The sequence below is a fragment of the Corynebacterium nuruki S6-4 genome, assembly GCF_007970465.1.
Lineage (GTDB): Bacteria > Actinomycetota > Actinomycetes > Mycobacteriales > Mycobacteriaceae > Corynebacterium > Corynebacterium nuruki.
Map to the genome: position 1 here is coordinate 2019443 of NZ_CP042429.1, position 25695 is coordinate 2045137.

The following is a 25695-nucleotide window of genomic DNA, read 5'->3' on the forward strand; positions in this document are numbered from 1 at the left end:
CTCCATCACTATGTTGAGTGCGTTGAAGAAGCCGCTGACGGCGATCGAGAAAAGGGTTCTGGGCAGGGTGTTCGCCAACCCCCGCGCCTTCGAACGCGGACTGGCGATCTGGCCGCCACTGGCCGGCGACGGGGTCCGCGTCCACAACGTCGCCGACGACTGGTCCTACGGCGAAGTCGTCCTGCACTCCAGCCCGCTGACACAGAACATGCACGGCGCGGCATTCGGCGGCACCCTGTTCGCGATGACCGACTTCCTGTTCGGCACGCTCGTCATGAAACGCCTCGGACCCGACTACGAGGCCTGGACCCGCACCGGCCAGTTCCAGTTCCTCTCCCCCGGCAAGAACGGCGCACGCATGCCCGTCCACGTCACCGACGAGCTGTGCGAGGAGATTCTCGAGGGCATCGCCGCCGACGGCTACTACAACGTCGCCTTCACCTGCGTGATCACCAACCGGGACGGCTCGGTCGCCGGGGTCGGCCAGCAGGACCTGCATGTGCGCCCCCGCAAGGGCCGGGAAGCGGATCGGACGCCGGGCACCCCGCGCTCCCCGGAGGAGACCATGGCCGCCCGGGAACCCCGGGGCATGACCCTGGAGAACCTCGCCACCGCCGCGGCATGGCGCGCCTGGGGCGGACGCCCCGGGGAGCCCGACAGTGGCGAACACGGTCGGTTGACGGCTGTGCTCTCGGCCGCGCGCCGGATCCCGGATCCGGAGGACCAGGCCCGGTACGTGTGCGGTGAGATCCTGTCGCGGGGGTCGCTGACGCGGGAACAGCTGCTGGAACTGTGCATCCCGGAGCGGCTGCTGGAGCCTGCCGGGCAGTGACCCTGCCCCCGACCCCCGGCTAGACCCCGGGATGTCCGGGCAGGACGACCGCGAGAATCTCGGGGAGCGCGACGATCCTCGGCCGCTGCCCCGGGTCCGCGACGCCGACGATCTGCCCACCGTCCTCCCGCATCCGCCGCAACGCCTCGTGGGCCGGCAGCTCAGGGGGCAGGACCAGCAGGGGACGCGCCAACCCGTCCACTGCCCCGACACGGGTCTCCCGCGGCAGGGTGAGGGTGTCCCGGACGTGGACGTACCGGTCATCCGGCACAAGTACCCGCATCCTGTACCCGGCCCGGGCGGCGTCCTGCACCTCGCCGACGGTGGCACCCTCCGCCAGCACGGGGATGTCCGTGCCCGACAGGTCGGCCAGGCGCCGCCGGGTGAGGTCGAGCGCACCGACCACACGGTCCCGGTCCGCGGCATCCAGCACACCGGACGCCGCGGAGTGTTCCACGAGGTGACGCAACGATTCGGCGTCGTGGCCGCCCGCCGCGGCCCGGTCGACAGGTTCCACACCGGACCAGCGCACCAGTCGGTTGGCGACCCGGTTCATCCACAGCAGCAGCGGACGCAGCGGCCACGCCAGCATCCGGGCGGGGACCGACACGAGACGCGCCGCCCGGTCGGGGAAGGCGATGGCCCAGGACTTCGGCGCCATCTCGCCGACGACCAGGTGGAGGAACGTGACGACCAGCAGGGCGAGGAGGAACGAGACACTGTAGGCGGCACCGTCCGGCAGCCCGGTGGCGGTGAGGACCGGGGTCAGCCAGGAGGAGACGGCCGGTTTCGTCACCGCACCGAGTGCGAAGGTGCAGGCGGTGATGCCGAGCTGGGCGGCGGCGAGCATGACGGTGAGTTCGTCCATGCCGCGCAGGGCGGCGCGGGCGGTGAGACTCGTGGCCGCCCGCTCCTCCAGGCGGTGTCGCTTCGCCCCCAGCAGGGCGAACTCCACCATGACGAAGAATGCGCTGGCCACCAGCAGTGCGACGGTGACGATGATGACGGTCAGGGTAGTCATGCGGTCTCCTCCACACTCACGTCCACGGCGGACGGCACGTGTCGGTCCACCTCCGTGACCTCGGCAATGAGGACCCGGTCCGGAGTCTCCGCCAGCACCTCCCGGGGATCGGTGGGCAGCGGGACACGGACCACGTCCCCGGGGTGCGCCAGGGCACCGAGCTGCTCGATGACCAGGCCGGCGAGGGTCTCCGCGTCCGACACCGGCGGCCTGACGCCGAGCGTGCGGGCGACCTCGTCGAGGTGCTCGCCACCTGCGAAGCCGGCGGCCCGGGTCGCCGGTTCGTCGTGTTCGTCGTGTTCGTCGGTGATCTCACCGACCACTTCCTCGGCCAGGTCCTCGAGGGTCAGCACACCGGACATCCCGCCGTATTCGTCGACGACGCAGGCCAGCCGGTGTCCGCCGGCGGTGAGCGCGGCGAGGGCGTCCGGCAGGGACATCGCCTCGGGCAGCACCGGCGCCTCCCGCACGAGCCCGACGACCGTGGACGTCGGTCCGAGGTCGGGGTCCAGTACGTCATTGAGGTGGAGCACGCCGTGGAGTACCTCGTCGGCGCCCGCGCCCGAGACGACCGGATACCTGGTGTGCTCCACCGCCATCCGGGCCCGGGCCTGCGCCACAGTCACGGTGTCCGCGAGCGCGCCGGTACGAGAGCGCGGCACCATGGCATGGCCGACAGTGCGTTCCGGGAAATCGAGGATGCGGCCGACCAGCCCGGAGATGTCCCCGGGGAGATGACCGGCGACCTGTGCCTCGGCGACGAGGCGCTCCAGTTCCCGCGGGTCGGCCGTCGCGTCGACGTCCTCCACCGGGGTCACTCCGACCATTCTGAGCAGACCGTTGGACGACCGGTCGAACAACGCGATGACCGGACCGGCCACCCGCAGGTAGATTCCGGTGGAGCGGGCCAGGCCGAGCGCCAGCGGTTCCGGCGCCGCGATCGCCAGATTTTTCGGGTACAGCTCGGCGAAGATCATCTGCACCGCGGTGGCGATGGCCAGGACGACCACGGCGACGGCTGCGGCGGTCCCCGCCCCGCCGCCGAGCAGGTCGCCGACCGAGCCACCGATCAGCGGTTCGGCGAGCTCACCGACGAGCAGGCCGGTGACGGTGATGCCCAGCTGTGCCCCGGACAGCATGAAGCTGGTGCGCCGGGTGATGCCGAGGGCCCGGCCTGCCCGACCGGCACCACGGTCGTCGGCCGCGGCAGCGGCGGACAGCCGGGCGCGGTCGACGGACATGTAGGCGAACTCCTGCGCGACGAACCAGGCGTTCAGGACGATGAGGACGAGTACTGCGGTAATTCCGGTGATGAGCACCGCGACGGCTGCCGTGGTGCTCATCGTTGTTCACCGTCGTCCATGCGGGACGATCAACTCCTCGAGTCGGGGTCGGTCATGTGGTGAACGGAGTTTACAGGAACACGGGGACTGCTGCCGGTGCTGCCTGACCCCGCCTGGTACCGCCGGTACCTGTCGGGGGTGCGCGGCGGTGCGTAGCCTCGGGTCACATGAGTGAAGCAACATTTCCCGATATCTACCGTGCCGATGACCTCCGCTACTCCGACGAGGGTGACCACCCCGCCATGCCGTACCGCCGCAGCGGGGCGTCCGGCCTGAAACTGCCCGCGATCACCCTCGGCCTGTGGCACAACTTCGGTTCCGACCGGCCGCTGCAGACCCAGCGCGAGATCCTCCGCCACGCCTTCGACCGCGGCGTGACCCACTTCGACCTCGCCAACAACTACGGTCCCGTCCCCGGTGCCGCCGAGGAGAACTTCGGCCGCATCATGGCGTCCGATTTCCGCCCGTACCGCGATGAACTGCTGATCAGCTCGAAGGCCGGCTGGGACATGCAGGCCGGCCCCTACGGCTTCGGCGGCTCCCGCAAGTACCTCGTCGCCAGCCTGGACGCCTCGCTGAAGCGCATGGGTCTGGACTACGTCGACATCTTCTACCACCACCGCCCCGACCCGGAGACCCCGCTGGAGGAGACCATCGGCGCGCTGGACCACATCGTGCGGTCCGGCCGGGCCCTCTACGTCGGTGTCAGCTCCTACTCCCCCGAGCGCACCCGCGAGGCCCAGGCCATCGCGAAGGACCTCGGGACGCCGCTGCTGATCCACCAGCCCAGCTACTCGATGTTCAACCGCTGGACCGAGGAGGAACTGCTGTCCACCTGCGCTGACCAGGGCATGGGCGTGATCGCCTTCTCCGCGCTGGCCCAGGGGCTGCTGACGAACAAGTACCTGCACGGGGTGCCGGAGAACTCGCGGCTCGGCTCCCACAAGATGGACAGCGGCTTCCTCACCGACGAGACGCTGGAGGCCATCCGCGCCCTCAACGACATCGCGGCGAAGCGCGGCCAGACGCTGGCCCAGATGGCGATCGCCTGGGTGCTGCGCCGCCCGGAGGTCACCAGCGCGCTGATCGGCGCGTCCTCGGTGAAGCAGCTCGACGATTCGCTGGACGCCGTGAAGAACCTCGAGTTCACCGACGCCGAACTCGCCGAGATCGACAGGTACGCCACGGACCGCGGCATCAACCAGTGGGCCGGGGCGACCGCCTCCACCGAATAGCCCGGGTCGCCCGGGTAGCCCGGGGTCACCGCACCGCCCCGCTACGGCCGACCGGTCACCGCGAAGCCGGCGAGGTTGGTGGAGACCGCCTCCGGCTCACCGGTGTTCTGCCGGGCGTTCGCGGTCAGTGCGTCCAGGTGGTTGTAGCCGGGCAGGAACACCGTCCGGTTGGCGGGGTCCTCCGGCGGGTCGGCGACGATCCCGCCCTGCGCCGTGAACGTCAGGGTCGGCCTGCCACGGTACGCACCGCGGTAGAGCCGGTGGCTGTCGGTCGGACCGCCCTGGCCCAGCGCCATCTCGGTGGCGAGCCGGGACGGGAAGTACCACTCCGTGAAGTCCAGCGGCGGCTCGGACAGGCTCCGGGCCAGGTCGTGGATGGAGGTCACCTCGGTCTCCGGGCCCTGCCCCGGTGCCAGGCCGCCGTCCTCGTCGTAGTCGACCCACCGGTAGAGCGAGTCGTCCTTCATCGCCGGGGCGTACTTGGGGGCGTCCCCGAACGACTCGGTCGACAGCCGCCGGGCCCCCACCGCGTCGGCGGCACCGTCGGCCATGTCCTGGTTGACCGGGAACGTCTTCTGCACCACCGGGCCGTCGATGAAACCGACGGAGGACTGGAGGATCCCGAACGGCATGGAGTTGTCGTCGAGCAGGGCCCCGAGCACCGCGTCATTCGTCGCCCGGATCGACCGGATGTCGGGCTCACCGGTGACCGCGGTGACCGGGTTGCCGCCCAGCAGGACGCGCATCGTGGACTCGATGTTCGCGTTGTCCGGCAGCCGCGGGACGATCGCGGACAGTCCGTCCGGGTCGTCGTTGGCGGCCATGCCGATGAGGCCGAGGAGGTTCATCGTCTCCGGGTTGATCAGGCTCGGCGCCGCGAACACCGGGAGGCCGGGGCCGGGTGCCCCGTAGAGCGTGTCCACCGCGTCCCCGACCCCGGCGGGGAGTCCGTCGACGTCGACGGGCACCGGGGACAGGATGTGGCCCGTCAGGTCCGTGTCCACGACGGTGTCGAGGGCGAAGTAGCCGCCGCACTGGTTGAAGCCCGCGTCGTCGGTGGTCGACGGGTCGCCGTCGAAGTCCCACTCCGCGAAATAGCCGGACAGGTAGCCGCCGAGCGAGTGCCCGCCGCACAGCATCTTGTCCTGCCGGGTGGCCAGGTCGGGCACCTCGGAGCGCATGATGTCGTACTGGTCGCGCAGGGTCTGGTCGAGCCCGATGTCGTTGAGCCAGTCGAGGGAGGGGTCGACGGTGACGGTCGTGTCCCCGACGGGACTGGCCGGGTCACCGCCGTCGTACACGCCGAAGCCGTCGAAGGTGCGCCCGTTCTTCTCCTTGCCGCCGACGTAGTAGTCGAGGGCGTCGTTGACGTCCCCGGAGGCCCGGCCGGCCTCGAAACCGGTGTGGTCCTCCAGGCAGTTCGAGCGACGGTCCATCGCCCAGACCTCGATGTTCTTCCCCTGGGACGCCGCCTCGGTGACCGTGTTGCGGGCGACGCTCTCGTAGGCGCCCGCCCCCTCCAGGACGCCGGGCTGGCTGACGAGGATGCGGTCGGCTTTGTTCGGGTCGGTGGGGCCGGACGCGTTGCGGAAGCGCAGGTAGCTGACCCGGTCACACTGTTCCGGATGGGGCTTGGAGCCCTCGGGCAGCGGGATGTGCAGTGTCACGACCGAGGCCGCGACATTCTGCTGGTCGAAGGTCGTGTCGTAGGGGGTCTCGGTGCGGTCGAGGGACGGGGATTCCGGTGGGGGTGCCGGCGATGCGGCAGCGGGGGCCACGGTGGCCAGCGTCGCCAGCGTGGCGGTGGCGACCACGGCCGCCCCGACGGTGGAGAGAGCATTCTTCGTCATGGCGGACACACTATCGACGGAGAAACTATGCCGTGGCCGTTTCGTGACTTTCCGTCAGCCGGTCAGCCGCCGAGGACCACGCCCTCCCGGCGCGGATCCGCCCCGCCGAGCAGCGAGCCGTCCTTCTGCCGGACGATCGCGGACAGGCCGCTGGTCTGCGGCTCGGTGGAGACCTCGTGGCCCTTCTTCTTCAACGCCTCGACGAGCTTCTGTGTGTCCGCGGTGGGTTTCCCGTCGGCGCCGGCGATGAGCGGGTGTTCGCCGCCGATGCCGGTCTCCGCGGTGTTGCGGGCGCCGAAGTCGGGCATCGAGACCGCCTGCTGCGGGTCGAGACCCCAGTCGATCACGCCGATGAGGGTCTTCAGCACGAACTGCGGGATCACCGCCCCGCCCGGGGAGCCGACGACCATCGACAGGTCGCCGCGCTTCCCGTCGCGTCCGGTGTCGAAGACCATCGTCGGCGCCATCGAGGACCGGGGCCGCTTCGCCCCCTCGACCCGGTTGGCGACCGGGGTGCCGTGCTTGTCGACCGGGTCGGTGGAGAAGTCGGTGAGCTGGTTGTTCAGCAGGAACCCGTCGACCATGTGGAAGGAGCCGAAGGCGGATTCCACACTGGTGGTCATCGAGGCGGCGTTGCCTTCCCGGTCCACCACGCTGATGTGGCTGGTGCCGTGTTCCGGCTGGTCGGCGCCGCGGGCGGCGGTGAGACCGAGACGGCCCGGGTCGGCCTGCCCCATCGACGTGTCCGGGTCGATCAGGCCGGCGCGGTTCTTCAGGTAGTCCGGGGCGAGCAGGGTGTCCGCGCTCTGTCCGTCGGGTCCGGGCAGCGGGGTGAAGGCCGTGTCGGCGACGTAGGCGTCCCGGTCGGCGTAGGCGAGCCGTTCGGCCTCACTGATGAGGTGCACCGCGTCGGCGTCCGGCACGAAGCCGTCGGCGCCGGCCTCGGTCGGCGCGTATTTACCCAGGTCACTGTGGTCGAGGATCCCGAGTGCGCTGAGCACCGTGATGCCGCCGGAGCTGGAGGGCCCGGCGCCGCAGACGACCTTCTCCCGGTACGGTCCGCAGACCGCGTCGTGGATCTCGGGTGTGTAGGCGGCGAGGTCGGCGGTGGACAGCTGCGCCGGGGTGGTGCCGCCCTCCCGGCTGTTCGCGCGGTCCACGATGTCCTTCGCCAGGTCGCCGGTGTAGAGGGCGTCCGCCCCGCCGGCGGCGAGCGACCGCAGCGTGGCGGCGTAGGCGGGGTTGGCGAGCTTCTCGCCCGGCTGCTTCGCCGCACCGTTCCCGTCGAGGAAGTAGGACGCCGCCTCCCGGTCGCGGGACAGGTCATCGGCACTCGCGGCGATGGAGGCGGAGAGCCGGGGGCTGACCGTGAACCCCTCGTCGGCCATCTTCTCGGCCGGGGCCACGAGGTCGCCCCAGCCGGTGGTGCCGTAGCGGTCGTGGAGTTCACCGAGGGCGGCGACGGCGCCGGGCACCCCGATGGACCGGCCGGAGCGGCGGGCGTCCGGGGTCGGGGCGGAGGTGTCTTCCCGGGAGATCTGGCTGAGGTAGGTGCCGGTCGCGGCGACCGGGGCGGTCTCCCGGCCGTCGATGCTGGTGAGCTTCCCGGTTTTCGCGTCGTTGTAGAGGATGTAGCCGCCCCCGCCGACGCCGGAGGCCTGCGGTTCGACGAGGCCGAGGACGAACTGGGCGGTGACCAGGGCATCCGCCGCGGTGCCGCCGTCGCGGAGCACGTCGCAGGCGGCCTTCGTCGACAGCGGGTTGGCGGTGGAGACCGCGTAGTGGTCGGTCTTCACCGGCGTCATCCCGGTGCGGAAGCCGGTCGTCGCGGTCTCGGGGTTCGTCGCGAGGTTCTCGGGGGCGGCGGAGGTGGTCGCCGGCGCTGCAGGTTCTGTGGCTGCCGTGGATTCTGTGGCGGTGGCTGCGGCGGATCCGGCGGGGCCGGACACGGACTCACAGGATGTCGACGTCTGCGGCGCGTCGGCGGCGGGGGTGGATGAGCCGGTCGAGCCGGCGCTGGTGCCGGCGGCGGCATCCGTCGTGTCCGTCGGGTCAGCCCGGTCGGCGGTGTCGGGGCTCTGGCATCCCGTCAGGACCAGGGCCGCGGACACGGCGGCAGCAGCGACGGTGGCGGTCCGGCGGCGGGTTCTCCTCAGCATTCCGGTCATGCTTCGAGGGTAGCGGCGGAGCGCCGACTGTGCCGTCCGCTCTGCCGTCTGCGTTGCGACGCCGGAGGATGGTTTTCCCGGCCGCGACCGTCCTGGCGCGTCGAGATGCGGACGGCCAGGCACGGCTCAGCGCCGGCCCGGCTCAGCTCAGGCGCCGACGTGGGTGATGACGGCCTCGATGAACGGCTCGAGGTCGGCCTTGGTGCGCGAGGTGATGAGCAGGGGCTTACCGGCACCCTCCCCCGCATCGACGTGCACCGCCTCATCCACCCAGTCCGCACCGGCGTTGACGAGGTCGGTCTTCAGGCTGGGTGACGAGGTCAGGGTGCGTCCCTGCACCGCGTCGGCGTCCGTGAGGATCCAGGCGCCGTGGCAGATCGCGGCGACCGGCTTCCCGGCGGCGACCATGCCCCTGACCAGGTCGACGGCGGCGGCGTCCGTCCGGAGCCGGTCGGCGTTGGACACGCCGCCGGGCAGCAGCAGGGCGCTGAAGGAGGCGGCGTCCGCCTCACCGCTCAGCATGTCGGGGTCGTAGGAGGTGCCCCGTTTGCCGATGACGGGACTGTCCTCGGGGGCGACGATGAGCACGCGGCCGCCGGCTTCCTCGACGGCGTGCTTCACGCGGCTGATTTCGGCGTCCTCGAATCCGGTGGTGGTGAGGACGGCGACGGTCCTCCTGCTGAGATCGCTCATACCACGATACGGTACGCCCCACCGCGGTGATCCCAGTCACCGGGATCACCGACGGTGACGGACACGACAGTTCCGGCAGTGCCGGCAGTTCCCGCGGTACCGGCAGCCGGAAAGCGGCCGGTACCCGGTCAGTCCCCGGTCAGAACAGACCGTTCGGGTTCTCGTCGTAGGACCACAGCAGGTTCTTGGTCTGCTGGTAGTGGTCCAGCATCATCAGGTGCGTCTCGCGCCCGATGCCGGACTTCTTGTACCCGCCGAAGGCCGCGTGGGCCGGGTAGGAGTGGTAGTTGTTCACCCACACCCGACCGGACTGGATCGCCCGGCCCGCCTTGTAGGCGGTGCGGCCGTCGCGGGACCAGACGCCGGCACCGAGACCGTAGTCGGTGTCGTTGGCGATCTCGATGGCCTCGTCGAAGTCCTTGAAGGTCGTGACGGCGAGGACCGGGCCGAAGATCTCCTCCTGGAAACACCGCATCGCGTTGTTGCCCCTGAGGACGGTCGGCTCGACGTAGAAGCCGTTCTCCAGACCCTCGACGGTGCGCACCGACCCGCCGATGAGCACCTCGGCCCCCTCCTCGGGGCCCGACTTGAGGTACCCGGTGATCTTGTCCATCTGCTCGACCGATGCCTGGGCGCCGATCATGGTGGCCGGGTCCAGCGGGTTGCCGGCCTTGACCTTGCTGACGCGGTCGACGGCGAGCTCGAGGAACTCGTCGGCGATGGACTCCTGGACCAGCGCACGCGACGGGCAGGTGCAGACCTCACCCTGGTTCAGCGCGAACATCGAGAAACCCTCGAGGGTCTTCTCCCGGAAGGAGTCGTCGGCGTCCATGACATCGCCGAAGAAGATGTTCGGCGACTTGCCGCCCAGCTCCAGGGTGACGGGGATGAGCTTGTCGGCGACGGCCTTGTTGATGACCTTGCCGATCTCGGTGGAGCCGGTGAAGGCGATCTTCGCGATCCGGTCCGAGGCGGTCAGCGCGGCACCGGCCTCTTCACCGAGACCGTTGACGATGTTGAGCACACCGGCGGGCAGGATGTCGGCGATGAGCTCGGCGACGACGAGGATCGAGGCCGGGGTCTGCTCGGCGGGCTTGAGGACGATGGCGTTGCCGGCGGCGAGCGCCGGGCAGATCTTCCATGCCGCCATGAGGATCGGGAAGTTCCACGGGATGATCTGACCGACCACTCCCAGCGGCTCGTGGAAGTGGTAGGCGACGGTGTTCTCGTCGATCTGGGACAGGCGTCCCTCCTGCGCGCGCAGGGCGCCGGCGTAGTACCGGAAGTGGTCGATGGCCAGCGGGATGTCCGCGGCGAGGGTCTCCCGGACCGGCTTGCCGTTGTCCCAGGTCTCGGCGACGGCCAGGACCTCGAGGTTCTCCTCGAGCCGGTCGGCGATCTTCAGCAGGATGTTGGAGCGGTCCTGGACGCTGGTGCGGCCCCAGCCGGGGGCTGCGACGTGGGCGGCGTCCACCGCCGCGTCGATGTCGGCCGCCGTGGAGCGCGGCACCTGGCAGAAGACCTTGCCGTCGACGGGACTGACGTTCTCCAGGTACTGGCCCTCGGCGGGGGCGACCCACTCGCCCCCGATGAAGTTGTCGTAGCGGGGCTTGAAGGAGACGAGGGAGCCCTCGGTTCCGGGGGCGGCGTACACGTTGCTGGGTGCTGCGGTGACGGTCATGGAGTACCTCCGTGATCCGGCCCGGAATGGTGCCGGGCCGTCGGTGAACGGTTTCCCCGATCAAGGTAATCCTCCGGAGGTGTGACGGCGACCACTATATGTACATATCCGTTCCCGTTCCGCAGGACGCCGCCACGTCGCCGCTGGATACGTCACTCACCACCCCGTGCCGCCGGCAGCGGCAACCCCCGTTCCACAGTCGGAACGGGGGTGAAAAACGGGGGCGGCGGGGGTTGTCCCGCTGCGACGTCCTGACCTATGCGGCCGCCTTGCGGTGGAACAGCAGCCGGTCGAGGCTGAACTTCCCGCCGACGAGTGCGCCGATGATCGCGGCACCGGCGGCCAGCATGAGGACCAGCTCGTAACCGCCGCCGTCGACGAAGAACGTGCCGGCGTCCTTGTGGACGAACCACCAGGCGCCGAGCATGTCGATGACGACGAGGACGGCGACGACCGGGGTGAACAGTCCGACGATGATGAGGATGCCGCCGACCAGTTCCACGACGGCGGCGAAGACGGCCGAGGCGGTCGGGGCGGTGACCCCCATGGCCTCGAAGCCGTCCGCGGTGCCGCCGATGCCGTTGGTGAAGAATTTCTGCCAGCCGTGGGCGAGCAGGGTGACACCGATGGCGATGCGGGCGATGAGGATGACGATGTCGCTGATGAGCGGGGTGCCCTTCATGGAGACCTTCCGGGATCGACTAACAAGTTGACATGTCCACCATAGGCTTCTTGGTTGACATGTCAACTAATGTGAAGTCCGCCACCCCGGGGAACTCCCCGTCACAGCTTTCCGACACGCACCGCCACCGGCCACGACACCGGCCGCGGCCGGCCACTGTCCCCCCAGGCCTCCGCCACATCCGTGCAGAACGACTGGAACAGGTCCGCCCGCCCCTGCTCCTCCGCCTTGCGCACCGCCGACCACGTCCCCACGTAGCCGAGGAACTCGTCGAGGTCCAGATCCCGGTCGATGCTGAGCACCGGTGCCTCGACCTCCTCGAACGGGAAATCGATCGTCCGGTAACCCTCGTCGACAAAGTGCCGCTCCGGATCCCAGAACGGCCCGATCTCGTCGTAGTAGAACCGGCCGAACCGCTCCTGCAGGCCGGCGTCCCCGATCCGCAGCACCCCGTAACTCACCAGGGCGATGACCGCCCCCGGCACCGCGATCCGGCGGGCCTGCGCGTAGAACGCCGGCAGATCGAACCAGTGCGCCGCCTGCGCCGCGGTCACCAGGTCAGCCGTCCCGTCGACCACCGGAAGCTCCTCGGCGGACGCCACCTCGTAGGTGACGTTGGGGTGCGGTGCCGCCGCAGCGATCTGCGACCGGCTCGGATCGAAGGCGAGCACCCGGTCGAAACAGTCCGCCAGCTGCGTGGACAGCTGACCGGTACCGCAGCCGACATCCACCGCCAGCCCGGTCGACGGCGCCAGTTCCGCGAGGAACGACGCGACCTGGGTCGGGTAGGTCGGACGGAACTGGGCGTACTCGGCACCGCCGGTGAACCAGTTGCTGGGGACGTTGCCGGAACCGTCGGTGGCGGGTGAATCAGTCATGGCCCTCAGCGTACCGGGAGCTTCACAGGTCCAGGTCGGCCGCTGCGACGACCTCGGCTGTCCGCCCGGGTGCGGACTGGAACTGCCAGTAGAGATTGGTGTGGGCGATGACCTGGTCGACCGGCGGGGCTCCCCAGGCCGTCTTGTCTCCGGCAGTGTGTGCGTCGGACACGAGGGTGACGTCGTACCCGCGGGTGAACCCGCCGTGGATCGTGGAACGGATGCAGGCGTCGGTCTCTGCCCCGGTGACGATCAGACGTCCCACACCGGCCCCGGCGAGGACGCCTTCCAGGTCCGTGTCCTCGAAGGCGTCCCCGTAATGCTTGACGACCAGAGGTTCCTCCGGTGCGCGGGCCCGGAGTTCCTCGAGCTCGTCGACGAAGGCGGCGTCCCGCGAGCCGACCGGCAGGTGTCCGGCCTCGTGCCGCACCCACACCACCGGGACGCCCCTGTCCCGGGCGCGCCCCACGAGCCCGACGACGGCGCCGACCACGTCATCCCGCCGGTAGGCATCCTCGACCACGGCATTCTGGACGTCGATGACGAGCAGTGCGGAGTTCGGACGGTCCACCAGGGAAGTCATGGCCCCGACCCTACGCATCCCCGACACCGCGGAAACCCCCCGTTCGACGCGTACCCTCGGAACCATGTCACACAGTGAGCTGCACAAAACCTACGATCACGTCATCGTCGGTGGCGGCGTGGCCGCCGACAAGGCCGCACGCGCCATCCACGACCGCACGCCCGGAGCCTCCGTCCTCATCGTCACCCGCGACCCGGAAGGCCCGGTGTCCCGACCGGACCTGAGCAAGGGACTCTGGCTCGACGAGGCGACCACCGTGGACTCCGTCGACCTGGGCACCGCCGCCGACACCGGCGCACAACTGGTCACCGGCACCACGGTCACCGCCGTCGACCCGGCCGCCCACACGGTCACCACCGACGGCGGCGACACCGTCACCTACGGGACACTGCTGCTGGCGACCGGCGCAGCCGCCCGCACCCTGCCGGGTGTCACCGACGACCGGGTCCTCACCCTCCGCAGCCTCAGCGACTACCGCGCACTGCGGGACCGGGTGGCCGACGGCACCCGCGTCGCCGTCGTCGGCGGCGGCTACATCAGCTCCGAGATCGCCGTGGCGCTCAACGCCGTCGGCGCCGCCGTGCACGTCTACACCCCCGACGACCGGCTGCTCGGCCACATGTTCCCCACCTCGGTGACCGACCACCTCGAACGGGTCTACGCCGACCGGGGCGTGACCGTCCACCACGGTTTCCTGCTCACCGCCACCGGCACCTCCGACGACGGCCGGGACGAGCTGTACCTGGCCCCCGACGACGGGGACGCCGTGGTCGCCGACCTCGCGGTCATCGGCTTCGGTGCCGCGCCGGAGACCGGCCTGGCCGAGGCCGCCGGCCTCACCCTGGAAGACGGTGCGGTCGCCGTCGACGCCTCACTGCGCACCAGTGACCCCGACATCTTCGCCGCCGGGGACATCATCGAGTTCACCGATCCCCTGCTCGGACGCCGCCATGTCGAGCACGTCGACAACGCCGAACAGTCCGGGGCGGTCGCCGGGGAGAACATGGCCGGCGGGACGGCGACCTACGACTACACCCCGCTGTTCTTCTCCGACATCTTCGACGACGGCTACGAGGCGGTCGGGACGCTCAGCACCGACCTCGACATCGTCGAGGACTGGAACACCGACCACAGCGCCGCCGTGCTCTACTACCTGCGTGACGGGGTGGTCGTCGGGGTCCTGCTGTGGAACACCTGGGACAGTGTGCCGGCGGCCCGCGAGGTGATGGCCGCCTCGAAGGCCGGCACGCTCAGCGCCGCCGACCTGCCGGGGCGCATCCCCGTCGGCGACTGAGCTTCACAGTTCCAGCCGTTCCCCGGCCCAGCGTTCCCGCAGCCACCGGTCGTGGGACGCCACGACGACCGCACCCGGATAATCCGGGACCGCCTCCTCCAGCGCGGTGACCAGCGACAACGACAGGTGGTTGTCCGGCTCGTCGAGGAGCAGCAGGTCCGGCGGGTCCGCCAGCAGCACCGCGAGGGCGACCCGGCGCTGCTGACCGAGGCTCAGTTCCGCCAGCGGCCGGTGTTCGTCGCGCGGGTGGACCAGCCCGAAGGTCGACAGCGGCACCTCGTCCGCGGTCTCCTCACCGACCAGGTCACGGTAGGTGCGCTCGACGGTGCGTCCGGCACCGCGACCGTGCGGGTCGGGCAGCACGACCTCCTGGGTGAGGTGGCCGACGGAGCCGACGGTGACCGTCAGCGAGCCGGAATCCGGCTCCAGAGCGCCCGCGATCACCGAGAGCAACGTGGACTTCCCCGACCCGTTGGGGCCGGTGACCAGGAGTTTCTCTGTGCCGTTGAGGGTCAGTGAGGTGATGGGGAGGCGTCCTTCCACGGAGATACCGGACGCCACCACCACCGGACCCTCCGCCGGTTCCCGGACATGTCCCGGCACCGCCGCCGTGAGCCCGGCGAAGGTCAGCGGCTCCGGGGGTCTGCGGACCTGGTCCTCCTCCAGTTTCTCCAGCCGGGAGCGGGAATCGTTCACCCGGCGCGAGACGACCTTCGCGTTCCGGTCGCCGTAGAACTTCTTCGCGAGCTTCCCTTCCGTCCGCGGCGCGGCACCGGGATGTCCGACAGTGTGGTTGTCGCGGACCCCGGCACGCAGGCGTTTCAGCTCCGCCTGCTCGTCGCGGTACCGCCGCTCCCACCGGACACGCACATCCTCCCGGGCGGCAAGGTAGTCGGTGTAGTTCCCGGTCCAGCGGGTCGCCCCGCCGTCGACCCCGACCTGCGTGGGTGCCGGGTCGAGATCCACCAGGTCGGACGCCACGGCGTCCAGGAACGCCCGGTCGTGGCTGGCGAACAGCACCGGCCCGTGCCAGGAGTTCAGGACGCCCGCGAGGTAGTCGGTGGCGTGGTCGTCGAGATGGTTGGTGGGCTCGTCGAGCAGCAGGATGTCCGGCCGGTCGAGCAGCAGCCACGCCAGGGACAGGCGCGCCCGCTGCCCGCCGGAGAGTTCCCCGGTCGGCCGGTCGGTGGGGATGTCGGAGAGTCCGAGTCCGGCGAGGGTGGCGGCGATGCGGGAGTCCGTCTCCCACACGTCGAGCTGCTCGGCACGGTCGAGGGCTGCGGTGTAGGCGGCTTCGTCATAGGGGTCGGCGGCGGCGTCCAACGCGGCGAGGGCGCGCCGTTCGGCGGCGACGGCGGTTTCCAGTGCCTGTCCCACCGTCTCCGCCGGGGCGAACGGGGCGGCCTGGTGGAGCAGGCCGACACGGGCGGTACCCGTGCCGATGTGGCCCGCGGTGGTCGCTCCGGTCGGCAGGGAGCCGTGCACGGCATGCAGCAGGGTGGACTTGCCCGAGCCGTTCTCCCCGATCAGGCCGGTGCGCTGACCGGCGGAGACGGTGAAGGAGATGTCGGTGAGGATGCGGGTGCCGGCGATCTGGACGGACAGGCCGTCGATGCGCAGCGGGGTGGATACATGTGGGGATGGCATGGCGGAACTCCTGACCGGAGACACGGTGTGCCCCGCCGGGCTTGTGCCGACCGGTGGCCCGGAGCGTGTCGCTCGACGGTACCGCTGCCGGTGGCGCCTCAGGCGCGGGACGGTTCAGGGGTTCTACTTCCGCATGGCACCGACGGTAGCAGCGGCTGTCCGCATCGCGCAACGGGAGGATGGTCCGGGCCCCGGTCCACCATCCCCACGTCGCGCGGTGCGGACACCGGTCGTCCGGTCCGCCCCTCAGCCCTCGATGATCCCCCGGATGGCGTACAGCGTCTCGGTGATGCCGTAGGTGGCGGCGTCCTTCCGGTCCGCCTCCTCGGCGGCGGCGTCCTCCCCGAACTTCTGCGCGAAGTATGCCTCACCGTCGCCGGTGAAGGCGGTGTACTCGGTGAGGACGGTCGCGTCGTCCCGACGGTTCACCGGCGCCAGACGGTAGCCCCACACCGTGCCGGACGAGGTGACCTTCCAGGCGAATTCACGGCCGGGATCCCAGGTCACGACCTCGGAGACCGTGGACCACTCCCGGCCGGGCTTCCGGTTGTGGCCGGTGAATGTCGCACCGACGGTACGTGCCGCCGGATCGGTCGCGGCGGCACCGTTCCACTCCGCCTGGTAGCACTGGGCGCTCCACTCGCCGGTCCTGGTGATGTCGCTGACCAGGTCGAAGACCTCGGCGGGAGCGGCGGCGACGGTGACCGAGTCGCTGAGTTCGTAGGACATGGGACCGAGGATAGTCACCGGCAACTACCGTGGGCACATGTCCACCACACCTCACCACCGTCCGGAACACCGCCGCACGCCCCGCCGCCGCACGGCCGTCGTCTCCGCAACCGTCGCCCTCACCGGTGCACTCGTCCTGGCCGGCACCGGGACTGCCGGGGCCACAGAGGCCACCGAGGCCACAGCGGCCACAGACCTGCCGTCCGTTTCCGGGGCGCAGTCCCAGGTCAGCGGGGCGGTCGAGGACTCCGTCGAGTACGGCGGCTACGTCGTCGGCAGTGTGCAGGAGTTCTTCCGGTTGCCGGTCGACCAGGCCGTCGCCGGCAGCGTCGCCGCGGGTGCACTCGCCCTGTGTCTGCTCCTGCCGGACCCGCCCGTCCCCGACGGCACCTGCGTGATCTGAGGTCGCCCGGTTGACCGCGTCAGGGTGGAAAAGTACGCCCAGACCACCCTCAGGCGGTCAACCCGGGTCCGACGCGGGGCAGGCAGGGCGGGGCAGGCGGGAAGCCCTACACCGCCCCGCCGGCGGCGAACTGACTGCGGTACAGGTCGGCGTAGGCACCGTCGGCGGCCAGCAGTTCCTCATGGGACCCCTGCTCCACGATCGCCCCGTCCGTCATGACGATAATGCGGTCGGCGTCCCGGATGGTGGACAGCCGGTGGGCGATGACGAAGGAGGTCCGGTCCGCCCGGATCGCGTTCATCGCCTTCTGCACCAGCACCTCGGTGCGGGTGTCCACCGACGACGTCGCCTCGTCGAGGATGAGCAGCTCCGGGGCCCGCAGGAACGCCCGGGCGATGGTGATGAGCTGCCGCTCCCCGGCCGAGACCGACCCACCGTCCTGACCGATGGCCGTGTCGTACCCGTCGGGCAGGGCGTGGACGAACCGGTCGACATAGGCGGCCTTCGCCGCGCCGACGACCTCGTCATCGGACGCGTCGAGCCGGCCGTAGCGGATGTTCTCCATGATGGTGCCGTCGAACAGTACGGCGTCCTGCAGCACCATGCCGGTGCGCGAGCGCAGGTCGTCGCGGGTCATCTCACGGATGTCCACCCCGTCCAGCAGGATCGCACCACCGGTGACCTCGTAGAACCGCATGATGAGGTTCACCAGGGTCGTCTTGCCCGCACCGGTCGGCCCGACGATGGCGATGGTCTGACCCGGCTCGACCATCAGATTCATGTGCCCGATCATGGGACGGTCGGTGTAGCTGAAGGAGACGTCACGGAACTCCACCCGCCCCGGCTTCTGACCGGGGGCGAGCTGCGGAGTCGCGGGCTCCGCCGGATCCGGGTCCTCCTCGTCGGCGTCCAGCAGTTCGAAGATGCGCTCGGTGGAGGCGATGCCGGACTGCAGCATCGTCATCATCCCGGCGATTTCGCTCAGCGGCTGGTTGAACTCACGGGAGTACTGGATGAACGCCGTCGCCGCGCCCAGGGTCATCGACCCGCCGGCGACCTTCAGGCCGCCGGCCACGGCGATGAGCACATAGGACAGGTAGGACAGGAACTGCATCGTCGGCTGCATCGACCCGGACAGGAACTGCGCCTTCGCGCTCGCCGTGTACATCGCCTCGTTGCGGTCGGCGAACTCGGCGGACATCTCCTCCTGGCGTCCGTAGGCGACGACGAGGTCGTGGCCGGTGAAGGACTCCTCGATATGACCGTTGACCCGCCCGGTCTCCCGCCACTGCCCGGCGTACTGCTTCTGAGCCCGCGAACCGACGACCGCGACGACCACGGCCGTGACCGGCAGCGCGATCAGGGCGAGCAGCGCGAGCTGCCAGGACACGGTGAACATCATCACCGTGATGCCGATGAGCATCATGCCCGAGTACGCGACCTGGGAGATCGCCTGCTGCAGCGCCTGCTGGACGTTGTCGACGTCATTGGTCACCCGCGACAGGATGTCGCCGCGCTGCCGGGTGTCGTAGTACTTCAGCGGCAGGTGGTGCACCTTGTACTCCACCCGGGCGCGCAGTTCGATGACGACGTCGACGACGAGCTTGTTGAGGACGAAACCCTGCAGCCAGTTGAAGATGCTGGCCACCAGGTACATGCCCAGCACGAGGGCGATGAGCCCGCCGAGCCGGGAGAAGTCGATGCCCACGCCCGGGGTGAAGTCCATCCCCGACATCATCGAGGCGAGCTGGCCCTGGCCGGCCTGCCGCGCCCCGTCGATCGCCTGGTCGCGGGTCACCCCGCCGGGCAGCATCATGCCCACCGCGCCGGAGAAGATCTCGTCGACGGCGTGGCCGAGGACCTTCGGGGCCCACACGGTGAGCACCACGCACACCACCAGGGCGGCGAAGACCACGGTCAGGGCAAGTTTCTTCGGGGCCAGCAGGCCGAGCATGCGGCGGACCGCCAGCCCGGTGTTCTTCGCGGCCCGCGGCGCGCCCTGCATGTCCTGCGTGCTGTCGTCGTTCTCGGCCATTACCGGGCACCTCCCTGGGCGTCCTGCAGCTGCGACTCGACGATCTCCCGGTAGGTCGCGCTGGATTCCAGCAGTTCATCATGGGTCCCGCGGGCGACGATACGGCCGGCCTCGAGCACGAGGATCTGGTCGGCGTCGAGGATGGTGGAGACCCGCTGGGCGACGGTGACCACCGCGGCGTCCACCACCGTCGGGGCAAGCGCCTCCCGCAGCCGGGCGTCGGTGGCGACGTCGAGCGCGGAGAACGAATCGTCGAAGACATAGACCTTCGGCGCCGCGACCAGGGCGCGGGCGATGCACAGCCGCTGCCGCTGACCACCGGAGACGTCGGTACCGCCCTGCGCGACCGAGGACGCCAGCCCGGTGGCGGTGTGCTCCCCCTCACCGGTCGTCCGGCCGGCGACGAAATCGGCGGCCTGGGCGGTGCGCAGTGCCTCCCACAACTCCTCGTCCGTGGCGTCCTGCCGGCCGAAGCGCAGGTTGGAGGCCACCGTCCCGGAGAACAGGAAGGCCTTCTGCGGCACCAGGCCGACCCGGTCCACGATCTCTGCACGGTCCAGCTGCGTCACCGGCACTCCGTCGAGCAGCACCTCGCCGGCCGTGGGGACATACAGCCGGGGGATGAGGTTGATCAGCGTGGACTTGCCGGACCCGGTGGCGCCGATGACGGCGGTGGTCTGGCCGGGGTGCACGGTGAAGGAGATGTCCTGCAGCACCGGCTTCTCCGCACCCGGGTAGGTGAAGGAGACGTTCCGGAACTCCAGTTCCCCGCGCATCCGGTCCGGGGTGACCGGGACGGCGGGTGCCCCGATGGAAGGCTCGTGACGCAGCACCGTGCCGATGCGTCCGGCACAGACGATCGCGCGCGGCAGCATCATCGCCATGAACGAGCCCATCATCACCGCCACGAGGATCTGCAGCAGGTACTGCATGAACGCGGTGAGGGAGCCGACCTCCATCTGCCCGGCGTCCACCCGGTGACCGCCGAACCACAGCACCGCGGCAGTCGCCCCGTGCATCACCATCATGATCACGGGGCCCATGAGGACGAAGACCCGGCCGACCCGCTCGGAGACGAAGGCGACCGCACTGTTGGCCCGGTCGAACCGGGCGGTCTCGTGCCGTTCCCGGACGAAGGCCCGGATGACGCGGATGCCGGTGATCTGCTCGCGCATCACCCCGTTGATCGCGTCCACCCGGTCCTGCATCGAGCGGAACAGCGGGACGAGCTGGGCGATCATGATCCCGACGACGATGAGCACGACCGGCACCGAGACCCACATCAGCCAGGACAGGCCGACATCCTCGCGCAGTGCCATGACGATGCCGCCGACGCACATGACCGGCATCGTCACCATGAAGCTCAGTGCCATGACGGTGACCATCTGGATCTGCTGGACGTCGTTGGTGCCGCGGGTGATCAGGGTGGGCACCCCGAACTCCCCCATGTCCTGGGCGGAGAACCGGTCCACCCGGGCGTAGATGTCCCGGCGGAGGTCCCGGCCGATGCCCATGGCGGCACGCGCGGCACACCAGGTCGCCGCCACCGCCGTGATCACCTGGGCGAAGGCCACCGCGACCATCACGCCGCCGGTCGACCAGATGTAGCCGACATCGCCGCGGGAGACGCCCCTGTCGATGATGTCGGCGTTGAGGCTCGGCAGGTAGAGCGTCGCCAGGGCCGAGACGGCCTGGAGGACGAGGACCGCGGTCAGCAGTCCGGCGTAGGGGCGCGAGTAGGCGCGCAGCAGACGGAGCAGGTGCACGGCCCCGAGTCTAGATGGCCCGGCGGACAGAAGGACACGGTGAATTTTTGGCACCGCCGACCTCTCCCCGGGCCCGGTTTCCTTCAGGTCCGCGGCGGGGTCCGGGCCACTGCCCCCGATCGTGACAGCCGCTCGCTGTGAATTCGCTGGAGCATTGGGAGTACGGGCCCTCCTGTGCCTACGCTCAAGGGATGAGCCGGGCGAGGATCCACGGCTGCACCACCTTCTCGGACACCGACCACGGAAGACACGATCACTGCAGATGACACGCAAGAACCATCCGCCCCGCAAGGCATCCGTCATCAAGCTCACCGCACCGGTCCAGGCACCCCCTGCACCCCGGTGGATCCCGCCGACCCCGGACGTCGGTTCGGGAGCGGACGCCGTGGCGCCCGCTCCGGCCCGCACCCCGATGAAACTCACGGTCCCGACGGCTGCAGCCCCCGCTGCACCCGCAGCTCCGGGTGCTGCAGCACCCGCTGCGCCGGACGCGCCGACGGAGCCGCCTGTCCTGGTGCTGGGTCCGGCACGTGTCCCCGCGGCGCCTGCGGCCGTCCCGGCCCCGGAACCCGCGGCCGCGACCAAGAAGGCCGAGCCCAAGAAGCCCGAAACCGAGCCTGAAGCCACGCCCACGCCCGCGCCGGCGGCACCGCAGCCGGCCGCCGCCGCGACGACCGTCCGGCCCACCCGGAAGACCTCACCCGCACCGCAGCCCGCACCGGCCGCGGCCCCGGCGCCCCAGCCCGCACCCCAGCCAACCCGCGAGCCCGCCACGGTGCCCGCCGCCGCAGCCACAACCGCCGCAGCCCCCGCCGCGGCGTCCGGCAGGCCCGCCCGCGACCGCCGCCCCGCACTCCCCGCCGATCCCCGGCACACCGCGAAACCGGGCCGGATCCGCCGGCTCCCGGGCCTTGACGGCCTGCGCGGCATCGCGGTCGCCGCGGTCCTGATCTACCACTTTTTCGGCAGCGCCCTGCCGGGCGGCTTCCTCGGCGTGGACGTCTTCTTCGTCCTCTCCGGCTTCCTCATCACCGCCCTGCTCGTCCGCGAGTACGGCCACAACGGCCGCATCTCGCTGAAGAAGTTCTGGCAGCGACGGGCCCGACGGATCCTCCCGGCCGCCGCGACGGTGCTGGTCGTGTGCACCGCCGTGGCCGGCATCCTCGGCGGGGACGCCGCCGTCAATCTGCCACCGCAGTTCCTCGGATCGCTGTTCTTCGTCAACAACTGGGTGCAGATCAGTGAGGCACACAGTTACTTCGCGGACACCACCCCGCAGATCTTCATGCACTACTGGTCGCTGGCGATCGAGGAGCAGTTCTACGTCCTCTGGCCGCTGCTGTTCCTCGGCGCGATCCTGCTCGCCCGGCGGCTGGGCGTCCGCAGCCCCGCCACGCAGATGCGGTGGCCGGCGGCCCTGGCCACGGTCATCGGGATCGCCTCACTGATCGCCATGATCGTCCTGTTCAACCCGGACGATGACCCGAGCCGCGTGTACTTCGGCACCGACACCCACGCGTTCGGGCTGGTCACCGGCGTGGTCCTCGCCCTCATCGTCACCGCACCGTCGGACCTGTGGCCGGATTCCTTCCCGGTGATGGTCCGTCCCCGGATCACGAAGATGCTGGGGTGGACGCTGGCGCCGGTGGCGTTCATCGCCCTGGTCGCGATGATCATCTTCCTGCCGGACACCGCCCCGTTCACCTACCGCGGCGGCCTGTTCGTGGCGTCCCTGCTCACCGCCGGGGTGATCCTCTCGGTGGTGCGGGAGCGCGGCCCGGTGCCGGTCCTGCTGCAGTGGCGTCCATTTCGCTACCTGGGTGAGCGCTCGTTCAGCCTGTACCTGTGGCACTGGCCGGTCGTGGTGTTCCTGCTGCAGGAGCTGCAGGACGGCCCGAAGGGCCAGGAGACCGGTGTGCCGGACTGGGGTGTGGGACTGATCGCGGTGGCGGTGAGCCTCGTGCTCTCCGAACTGTCCTACCGCTACGTCGAAACCCCCTTCCGCCGCCGCGGCTACCGGGGCGTGCTCGACGGTCTCGGCGAGGCGAAGCGGATGCTGCCGGTCCCGGCGGCGGCGCTGACCCTGACCCTGCTGGCCGGTGTGGCGCTGGGCGACAGCCCGGAGCATTCCGAGCTGGAGGAGCAGCTGAGCAGCATCTCGAAGTCGCAGGACATGCAGAACCAGGCGCCGCCGCCCGCGGCCGGTGCCGCCGATCCGGGGCTGCCCGCCGGGCAGGACATCACCGCCATCGGCGACTCGGTGATGCTCGCCTCCGCCCCCTCGCTGTACCAGCGGTTCCCGGGTATCACGGTGGACGCCGAGACGTCGCGCCACTACACCGCCGGTGCCGGTGTGATCGACACGATGCTGGCCGACGGGTCGCTGGGCGAGTACGTGGTCCTCGGTTTCGGTACCAACGGGCAGGCCTTCGACGGTCAGCTCGACCAGATCATGGCGCAGCTCGGCCCCGACCACAAGGCCGTCCTCGTGGTCCCCTACGGCCACCAGGATCCGATCCCCACGGCCGCGCAGCAGGTCATCGACTACGCCCACGCCCACCGGAACGTCTACCTCGCCCCGTGGTGCAGCATGATCAGCGACCACCCCGAGGACCTGTACGACGACGGCGTCCACCCCAACGACGAGGGTGGTCCGGTCTACGCGGACGCCGTCGCCGCCGGTCTGCGGGCGGCGAAGGCCGGCACGCAGGACGCCGCGGTCAGCTGCGCGCTGTAGCTTTCCGTACCGCGCCGGTCACCCAGCGGTAGACGGCGACGATGAGGAGCACGAACGCGATGCCGCCGATCCAGTTGGCGGCGGTGGCGAAGCCGTCGGGCATGATGCCGAAGGCGTCGGAATCCCCGGTCCCGGCGATGACGGCGGCGTTGATCACGCCGAACAGGCTCTCGCCGACGATGAGCCCGGTCGCGGCGAGGGTGCCGAGCCGGCGGGCGTGGACGGGGTTGCCCCGCCGGTCCGCCCACCGGTTGTAGAACCAGCCGATGAAGGCACCGACGGGGATGATGAGGGTCAGGGAGACCGGCAGGTACATGCCCATGCCGACCGCCAGCGGCGGGAGGGCGAGGCGCACCCGGGCGTCCTTCGTGACCCGGCCGAGGATCTCGTCGACGAGGACGACTCCGGCGCCGATGAGCGCGCCGAGACCGATGAGACCCCAGTCCAGTGAATCGCCGAAGATACCGTCGGCGACCGAGGACAGCAGACCGGCCTGCGGTGCGGCGAGGGCGTTCTCCCCCGCGCCCGGGGCGCCGGCGAAGCCGAAGGCGGAGTTCATCAGGTCCATGATCAGCGGGATGAGCAGGGATCCGAAGATCACACCGAAGATCAGCGCGACCTGCTGCTTCCACGGGGTGGCGCCGACGAGCTGGCCGGTCTTGAGGTCCTGGAGATTGTCGTTGGAGATCGTCGCGACGCCGAAGACGATGGCGGCGGTGAACAGGGTGTAGGCCACCAGCGCGGTGGAATCCCCGTCGCCGCCGGTCACCCACTTGAAGATGAGGGCGGCGGCGAGGACGACGATCACGCCGACACCGGAGATCGGACTGTTGGATGCCCCGATCAGTCCCGCCATGTAGCCGCACACCGCGGCGATGACGAGGCCGAGGACGAGGACGAACAGCACGCTGATGATGATGAGCACCGCCGCGTGGTGGCTGATGCCGGTGCCGTCGAGGAAGACCCACAGCAGTACCCCGATCGGCACCATGAGCAGGACGATGCTGGTGACCACGGTGGGCAGCGGAATGTCCTTCTCGGTGATGTCGACCTCGGTGCCGGCGCGGCGGGCGCGGGAGGCTGCCAGCGAGTCGCGGATACCGCGGGCCACCGGGGCGATGATCTTCAGCAGGGTCCAGATGGCGGCGACGGCCATCGCGCCGGCGCCGACGAAGCGGACGTCGGAGGAGAACGTGTCGTCGACGACGTCGGCGATGTCGCTGAGTCCGCCGAGGTCACCGTGGGTGAACACGGGCAGCAGCACGCCGAAGGAGATGACCAGGCCGACGATCATGGCGATCCCGACGGTCGGACCGACGAGGTGTCCCACACCGATGAGCGCGAGGGAGAGGCTCGACCCGACCATCGTGCCGCCCCCGGCGACCTTGAACGCGGTGGACAGTTCGGCGGCACCGACCTTCAGGGCGCCGATCAGGGCCATGCCCGCGGAGGCCACGCCACCCCAGACGATGGCCATGAGTCCCTGGTGGTTCTCGTTGCGGCTGTCGGCCTGTGCTGTGGCGTCCTGTGGGGCGTCCTGTGCGGCGTCCTCGCGGTTCTCCGCGTCGCCGACCTTGAGCACCTCCGCGGCGGCGACGCCCTCCGGGAAGGGCAGGTCGTCGGGGCCGCCGGTGTCGGTGACGAGGGCGCGGCGCAGCGGGATGGAGTACATCACGCCGAGGATGCCGCCGATGAGGCAGACCAGCATCGTGGTCCAGTAGGGGAAGCCCGTCCACCAGCCGATCATGATGAGGCCGGGGAGCACGAAGATGATGGCGGAGAGCGTGCCGGCGGCCGAGGCGATCGTCTGGACGATGTTGTTCTCGCCGATGCTGTGGTTCTGCAGCTTGCGCAGGACCGCCATGGAGATGACGGCGGCGGGGATCGAGGTGGCGAAGGTGAGGCCGACCTTGAGTCCCAGGTAGACGTTGGCCGCGGTGAACACCAGGGTGATGAGACCACCGATGATCACCGCCCGGATCGTGAGCTCCCGCAGGGGGTGGGGCGCCGTGGCGGACGCCGCCTGTTGTGTCGTGGTCATTGGCGGCACATTAGTCGCCACGCTCCCGGGGCGCACTCCCCCTCGCACCATCTGTCCTGTCCGAAAGGCCCCCACCC

General features: G+C 70.2%; 19 protein-coding genes. 5 read left to right on the forward strand and 14 right to left on the reverse strand.

Annotated elements, in window-relative coordinates; all coding sequences use genetic code 11:
* Nucleotides 1-22: 22 nt before the first annotated feature.
* Nucleotides 23-832, forward strand: a complete 810-nt coding sequence (locus FSW06_RS09040) for a PaaI family thioesterase (RefSeq protein WP_244946806.1) — start codon at nt 23-25, stop codon at nt 830-832.
* A gap of 19 nt (nt 833-851) precedes the next feature.
* Here the strand turns inward: FSW06_RS09040 and FSW06_RS09045 are convergent, their stop codons facing one another.
* Together FSW06_RS09045 and FSW06_RS09050 are read right to left on the reverse strand one after the other, a co-directional pair.
* A complete protein-coding gene (locus FSW06_RS09045; protein ID WP_010121510.1) occupies nt 852-1853 on the reverse strand; it encodes a CNNM domain-containing protein in 1002 nt (333 codons plus the stop codon).
* On the reverse strand, nt 1850-3196 hold the full coding sequence (locus tag FSW06_RS09050) for a hemolysin family protein (RefSeq protein WP_010121512.1): 1347 nt from the start codon (nt 3194-3196) through the stop codon (nt 1850-1852). Before FSW06_RS09050 ends, FSW06_RS09045 begins: the two co-directional genes overlap by 4 nt.
* A gap of 167 nt (nt 3197-3363) precedes the next feature.
* Between FSW06_RS09050 and FSW06_RS09055 the strand changes: the two genes are divergently transcribed.
* Complete coding sequence (locus FSW06_RS09055; RefSeq protein ID WP_010121514.1) at nt 3364-4431, forward strand: aldo/keto reductase; 1068 nt, start codon at nt 3364-3366, stop codon at nt 4429-4431.
* A gap of 41 nt (nt 4432-4472) precedes the next feature.
* Here the strand turns inward: FSW06_RS09055 and FSW06_RS09060 are convergent, their stop codons facing one another.
* The 7 genes from FSW06_RS09060 to FSW06_RS09090 all read right to left on the reverse strand — a co-directional run bounded on the left by FSW06_RS09060 (nt 4473) and on the right by FSW06_RS09090 (nt 12966).
* Entirely contained in the window at nt 4473-6281 is a 1809-nt protein-coding gene (locus tag FSW06_RS09060; RefSeq protein WP_010121515.1) for a hypothetical protein, read from the reverse strand.
* 62 nt (nt 6282-6343) lie between these two features.
* Nucleotides 6344-8440, reverse strand: a complete 2097-nt coding sequence (locus tag FSW06_RS09065; RefSeq protein WP_029449877.1) for a gamma-glutamyltransferase family protein — start codon at nt 8438-8440, stop codon at nt 6344-6346.
* A gap of 156 nt (nt 8441-8596) precedes the next feature.
* On the reverse strand, nt 8597-9142 hold the full coding sequence (locus FSW06_RS09070; protein WP_010121519.1) for a type 1 glutamine amidotransferase domain-containing protein: 546 nt from the start codon (nt 9140-9142) through the stop codon (nt 8597-8599).
* A gap of 139 nt (nt 9143-9281) precedes the next feature.
* Nucleotides 9282-10823, reverse strand: a complete 1542-nt coding sequence (exaC, locus tag FSW06_RS09075) for an acetaldehyde dehydrogenase ExaC (protein ID WP_010121521.1) — start codon at nt 10821-10823, stop codon at nt 9282-9284.
* A gap of 256 nt (nt 10824-11079) precedes the next feature.
* Nucleotides 11080-11505: a DoxX family protein gene (locus FSW06_RS09080; protein WP_010121523.1), complete on the reverse strand. Its 426-nt coding sequence runs from the start codon at nt 11503-11505 to the stop codon at nt 11080-11082.
* 101 nt (nt 11506-11606) lie between these two features.
* Nucleotides 11607-12383, reverse strand: coding sequence for a class I SAM-dependent methyltransferase (locus FSW06_RS09085; protein WP_010121525.1), 777 nt, complete (start codon nt 12381-12383; stop codon nt 11607-11609).
* A 22-nt stretch (nt 12384-12405) separates the two neighbouring features.
* Complete coding sequence (locus tag FSW06_RS09090) at nt 12406-12966, reverse strand: isochorismatase family protein (RefSeq protein ID WP_010121526.1); 561 nt, start codon at nt 12964-12966, stop codon at nt 12406-12408.
* 64 nt (nt 12967-13030) lie between these two features.
* On the opposite strand from FSW06_RS09090, the gene FSW06_RS09095 reads away from it, so the two are divergent.
* On the forward strand, nt 13031-14260 hold the full coding sequence (locus FSW06_RS09095) for an NAD(P)/FAD-dependent oxidoreductase (protein WP_040430574.1): 1230 nt from the start codon (nt 13031-13033) through the stop codon (nt 14258-14260).
* Between the two features lie 3 nt (nt 14261-14263).
* Here the strand turns inward: FSW06_RS09095 and FSW06_RS09100 are convergent, their stop codons facing one another.
* Together FSW06_RS09100 and FSW06_RS09105 are read right to left on the reverse strand one after the other, a co-directional pair.
* Entirely contained in the window at nt 14264-15907 is a 1644-nt protein-coding gene (locus tag FSW06_RS09100) for an ABC-F family ATP-binding cassette domain-containing protein (RefSeq protein ID WP_010121528.1), read from the reverse strand.
* A gap of 246 nt (nt 15908-16153) precedes the next feature.
* Nucleotides 16154-16636: an SRPBCC family protein gene (locus FSW06_RS09105; RefSeq protein WP_010121529.1), complete on the reverse strand. Its 483-nt coding sequence runs from the start codon at nt 16634-16636 to the stop codon at nt 16154-16156.
* Nucleotides 16637-16673: 37 nt separating this feature from the next.
* Between FSW06_RS09105 and FSW06_RS09110 the strand changes: the two genes are divergently transcribed.
* Nucleotides 16674-17039: a hypothetical protein gene (locus FSW06_RS09110; protein WP_010121530.1), complete on the forward strand. Its 366-nt coding sequence runs from the start codon at nt 16674-16676 to the stop codon at nt 17037-17039.
* Nucleotides 17040-17145: 106 nt separating this feature from the next.
* Here the strand turns inward: FSW06_RS09110 and FSW06_RS09115 are convergent, their stop codons facing one another.
* Nucleotides 17146-19074, reverse strand: a complete 1929-nt coding sequence (locus FSW06_RS09115) for an ABC transporter ATP-binding protein (RefSeq protein WP_010121532.1) — start codon at nt 19072-19074, stop codon at nt 17146-17148.
* The gene (locus tag FSW06_RS09120) at nt 19074-20840 is read right to left on the reverse strand and encodes an ABC transporter ATP-binding protein (protein WP_010121533.1); all 1767 of its coding nucleotides are present in this window, start codon (nt 20838-20840) and stop codon (nt 19074-19076) included. The genes FSW06_RS09115 and FSW06_RS09120 overlap by 1 nt, the downstream gene beginning before the upstream one ends.
* A 262-nt stretch (nt 20841-21102) precedes the next feature.
* Here FSW06_RS09120 and FSW06_RS09125 point away from each other — a divergent pair, with 262 nt between their 5' ends.
* On the forward strand, nt 21103-23577 hold the full coding sequence (locus FSW06_RS09125; RefSeq protein WP_146881331.1) for an acyltransferase family protein: 2475 nt from the start codon (nt 21103-21105) through the stop codon (nt 23575-23577).
* Here FSW06_RS09125 and FSW06_RS09130 read toward each other — a convergent pair.
* Nucleotides 23561-25618, reverse strand: coding sequence for an OPT family oligopeptide transporter (locus FSW06_RS09130; protein ID WP_010121539.1), 2058 nt, complete (start codon nt 25616-25618; stop codon nt 23561-23563). The genes FSW06_RS09125 and FSW06_RS09130 overlap by 17 nt on opposite strands.
* Between the last annotated feature and the right edge of the window lie 77 nt (nt 25619-25695).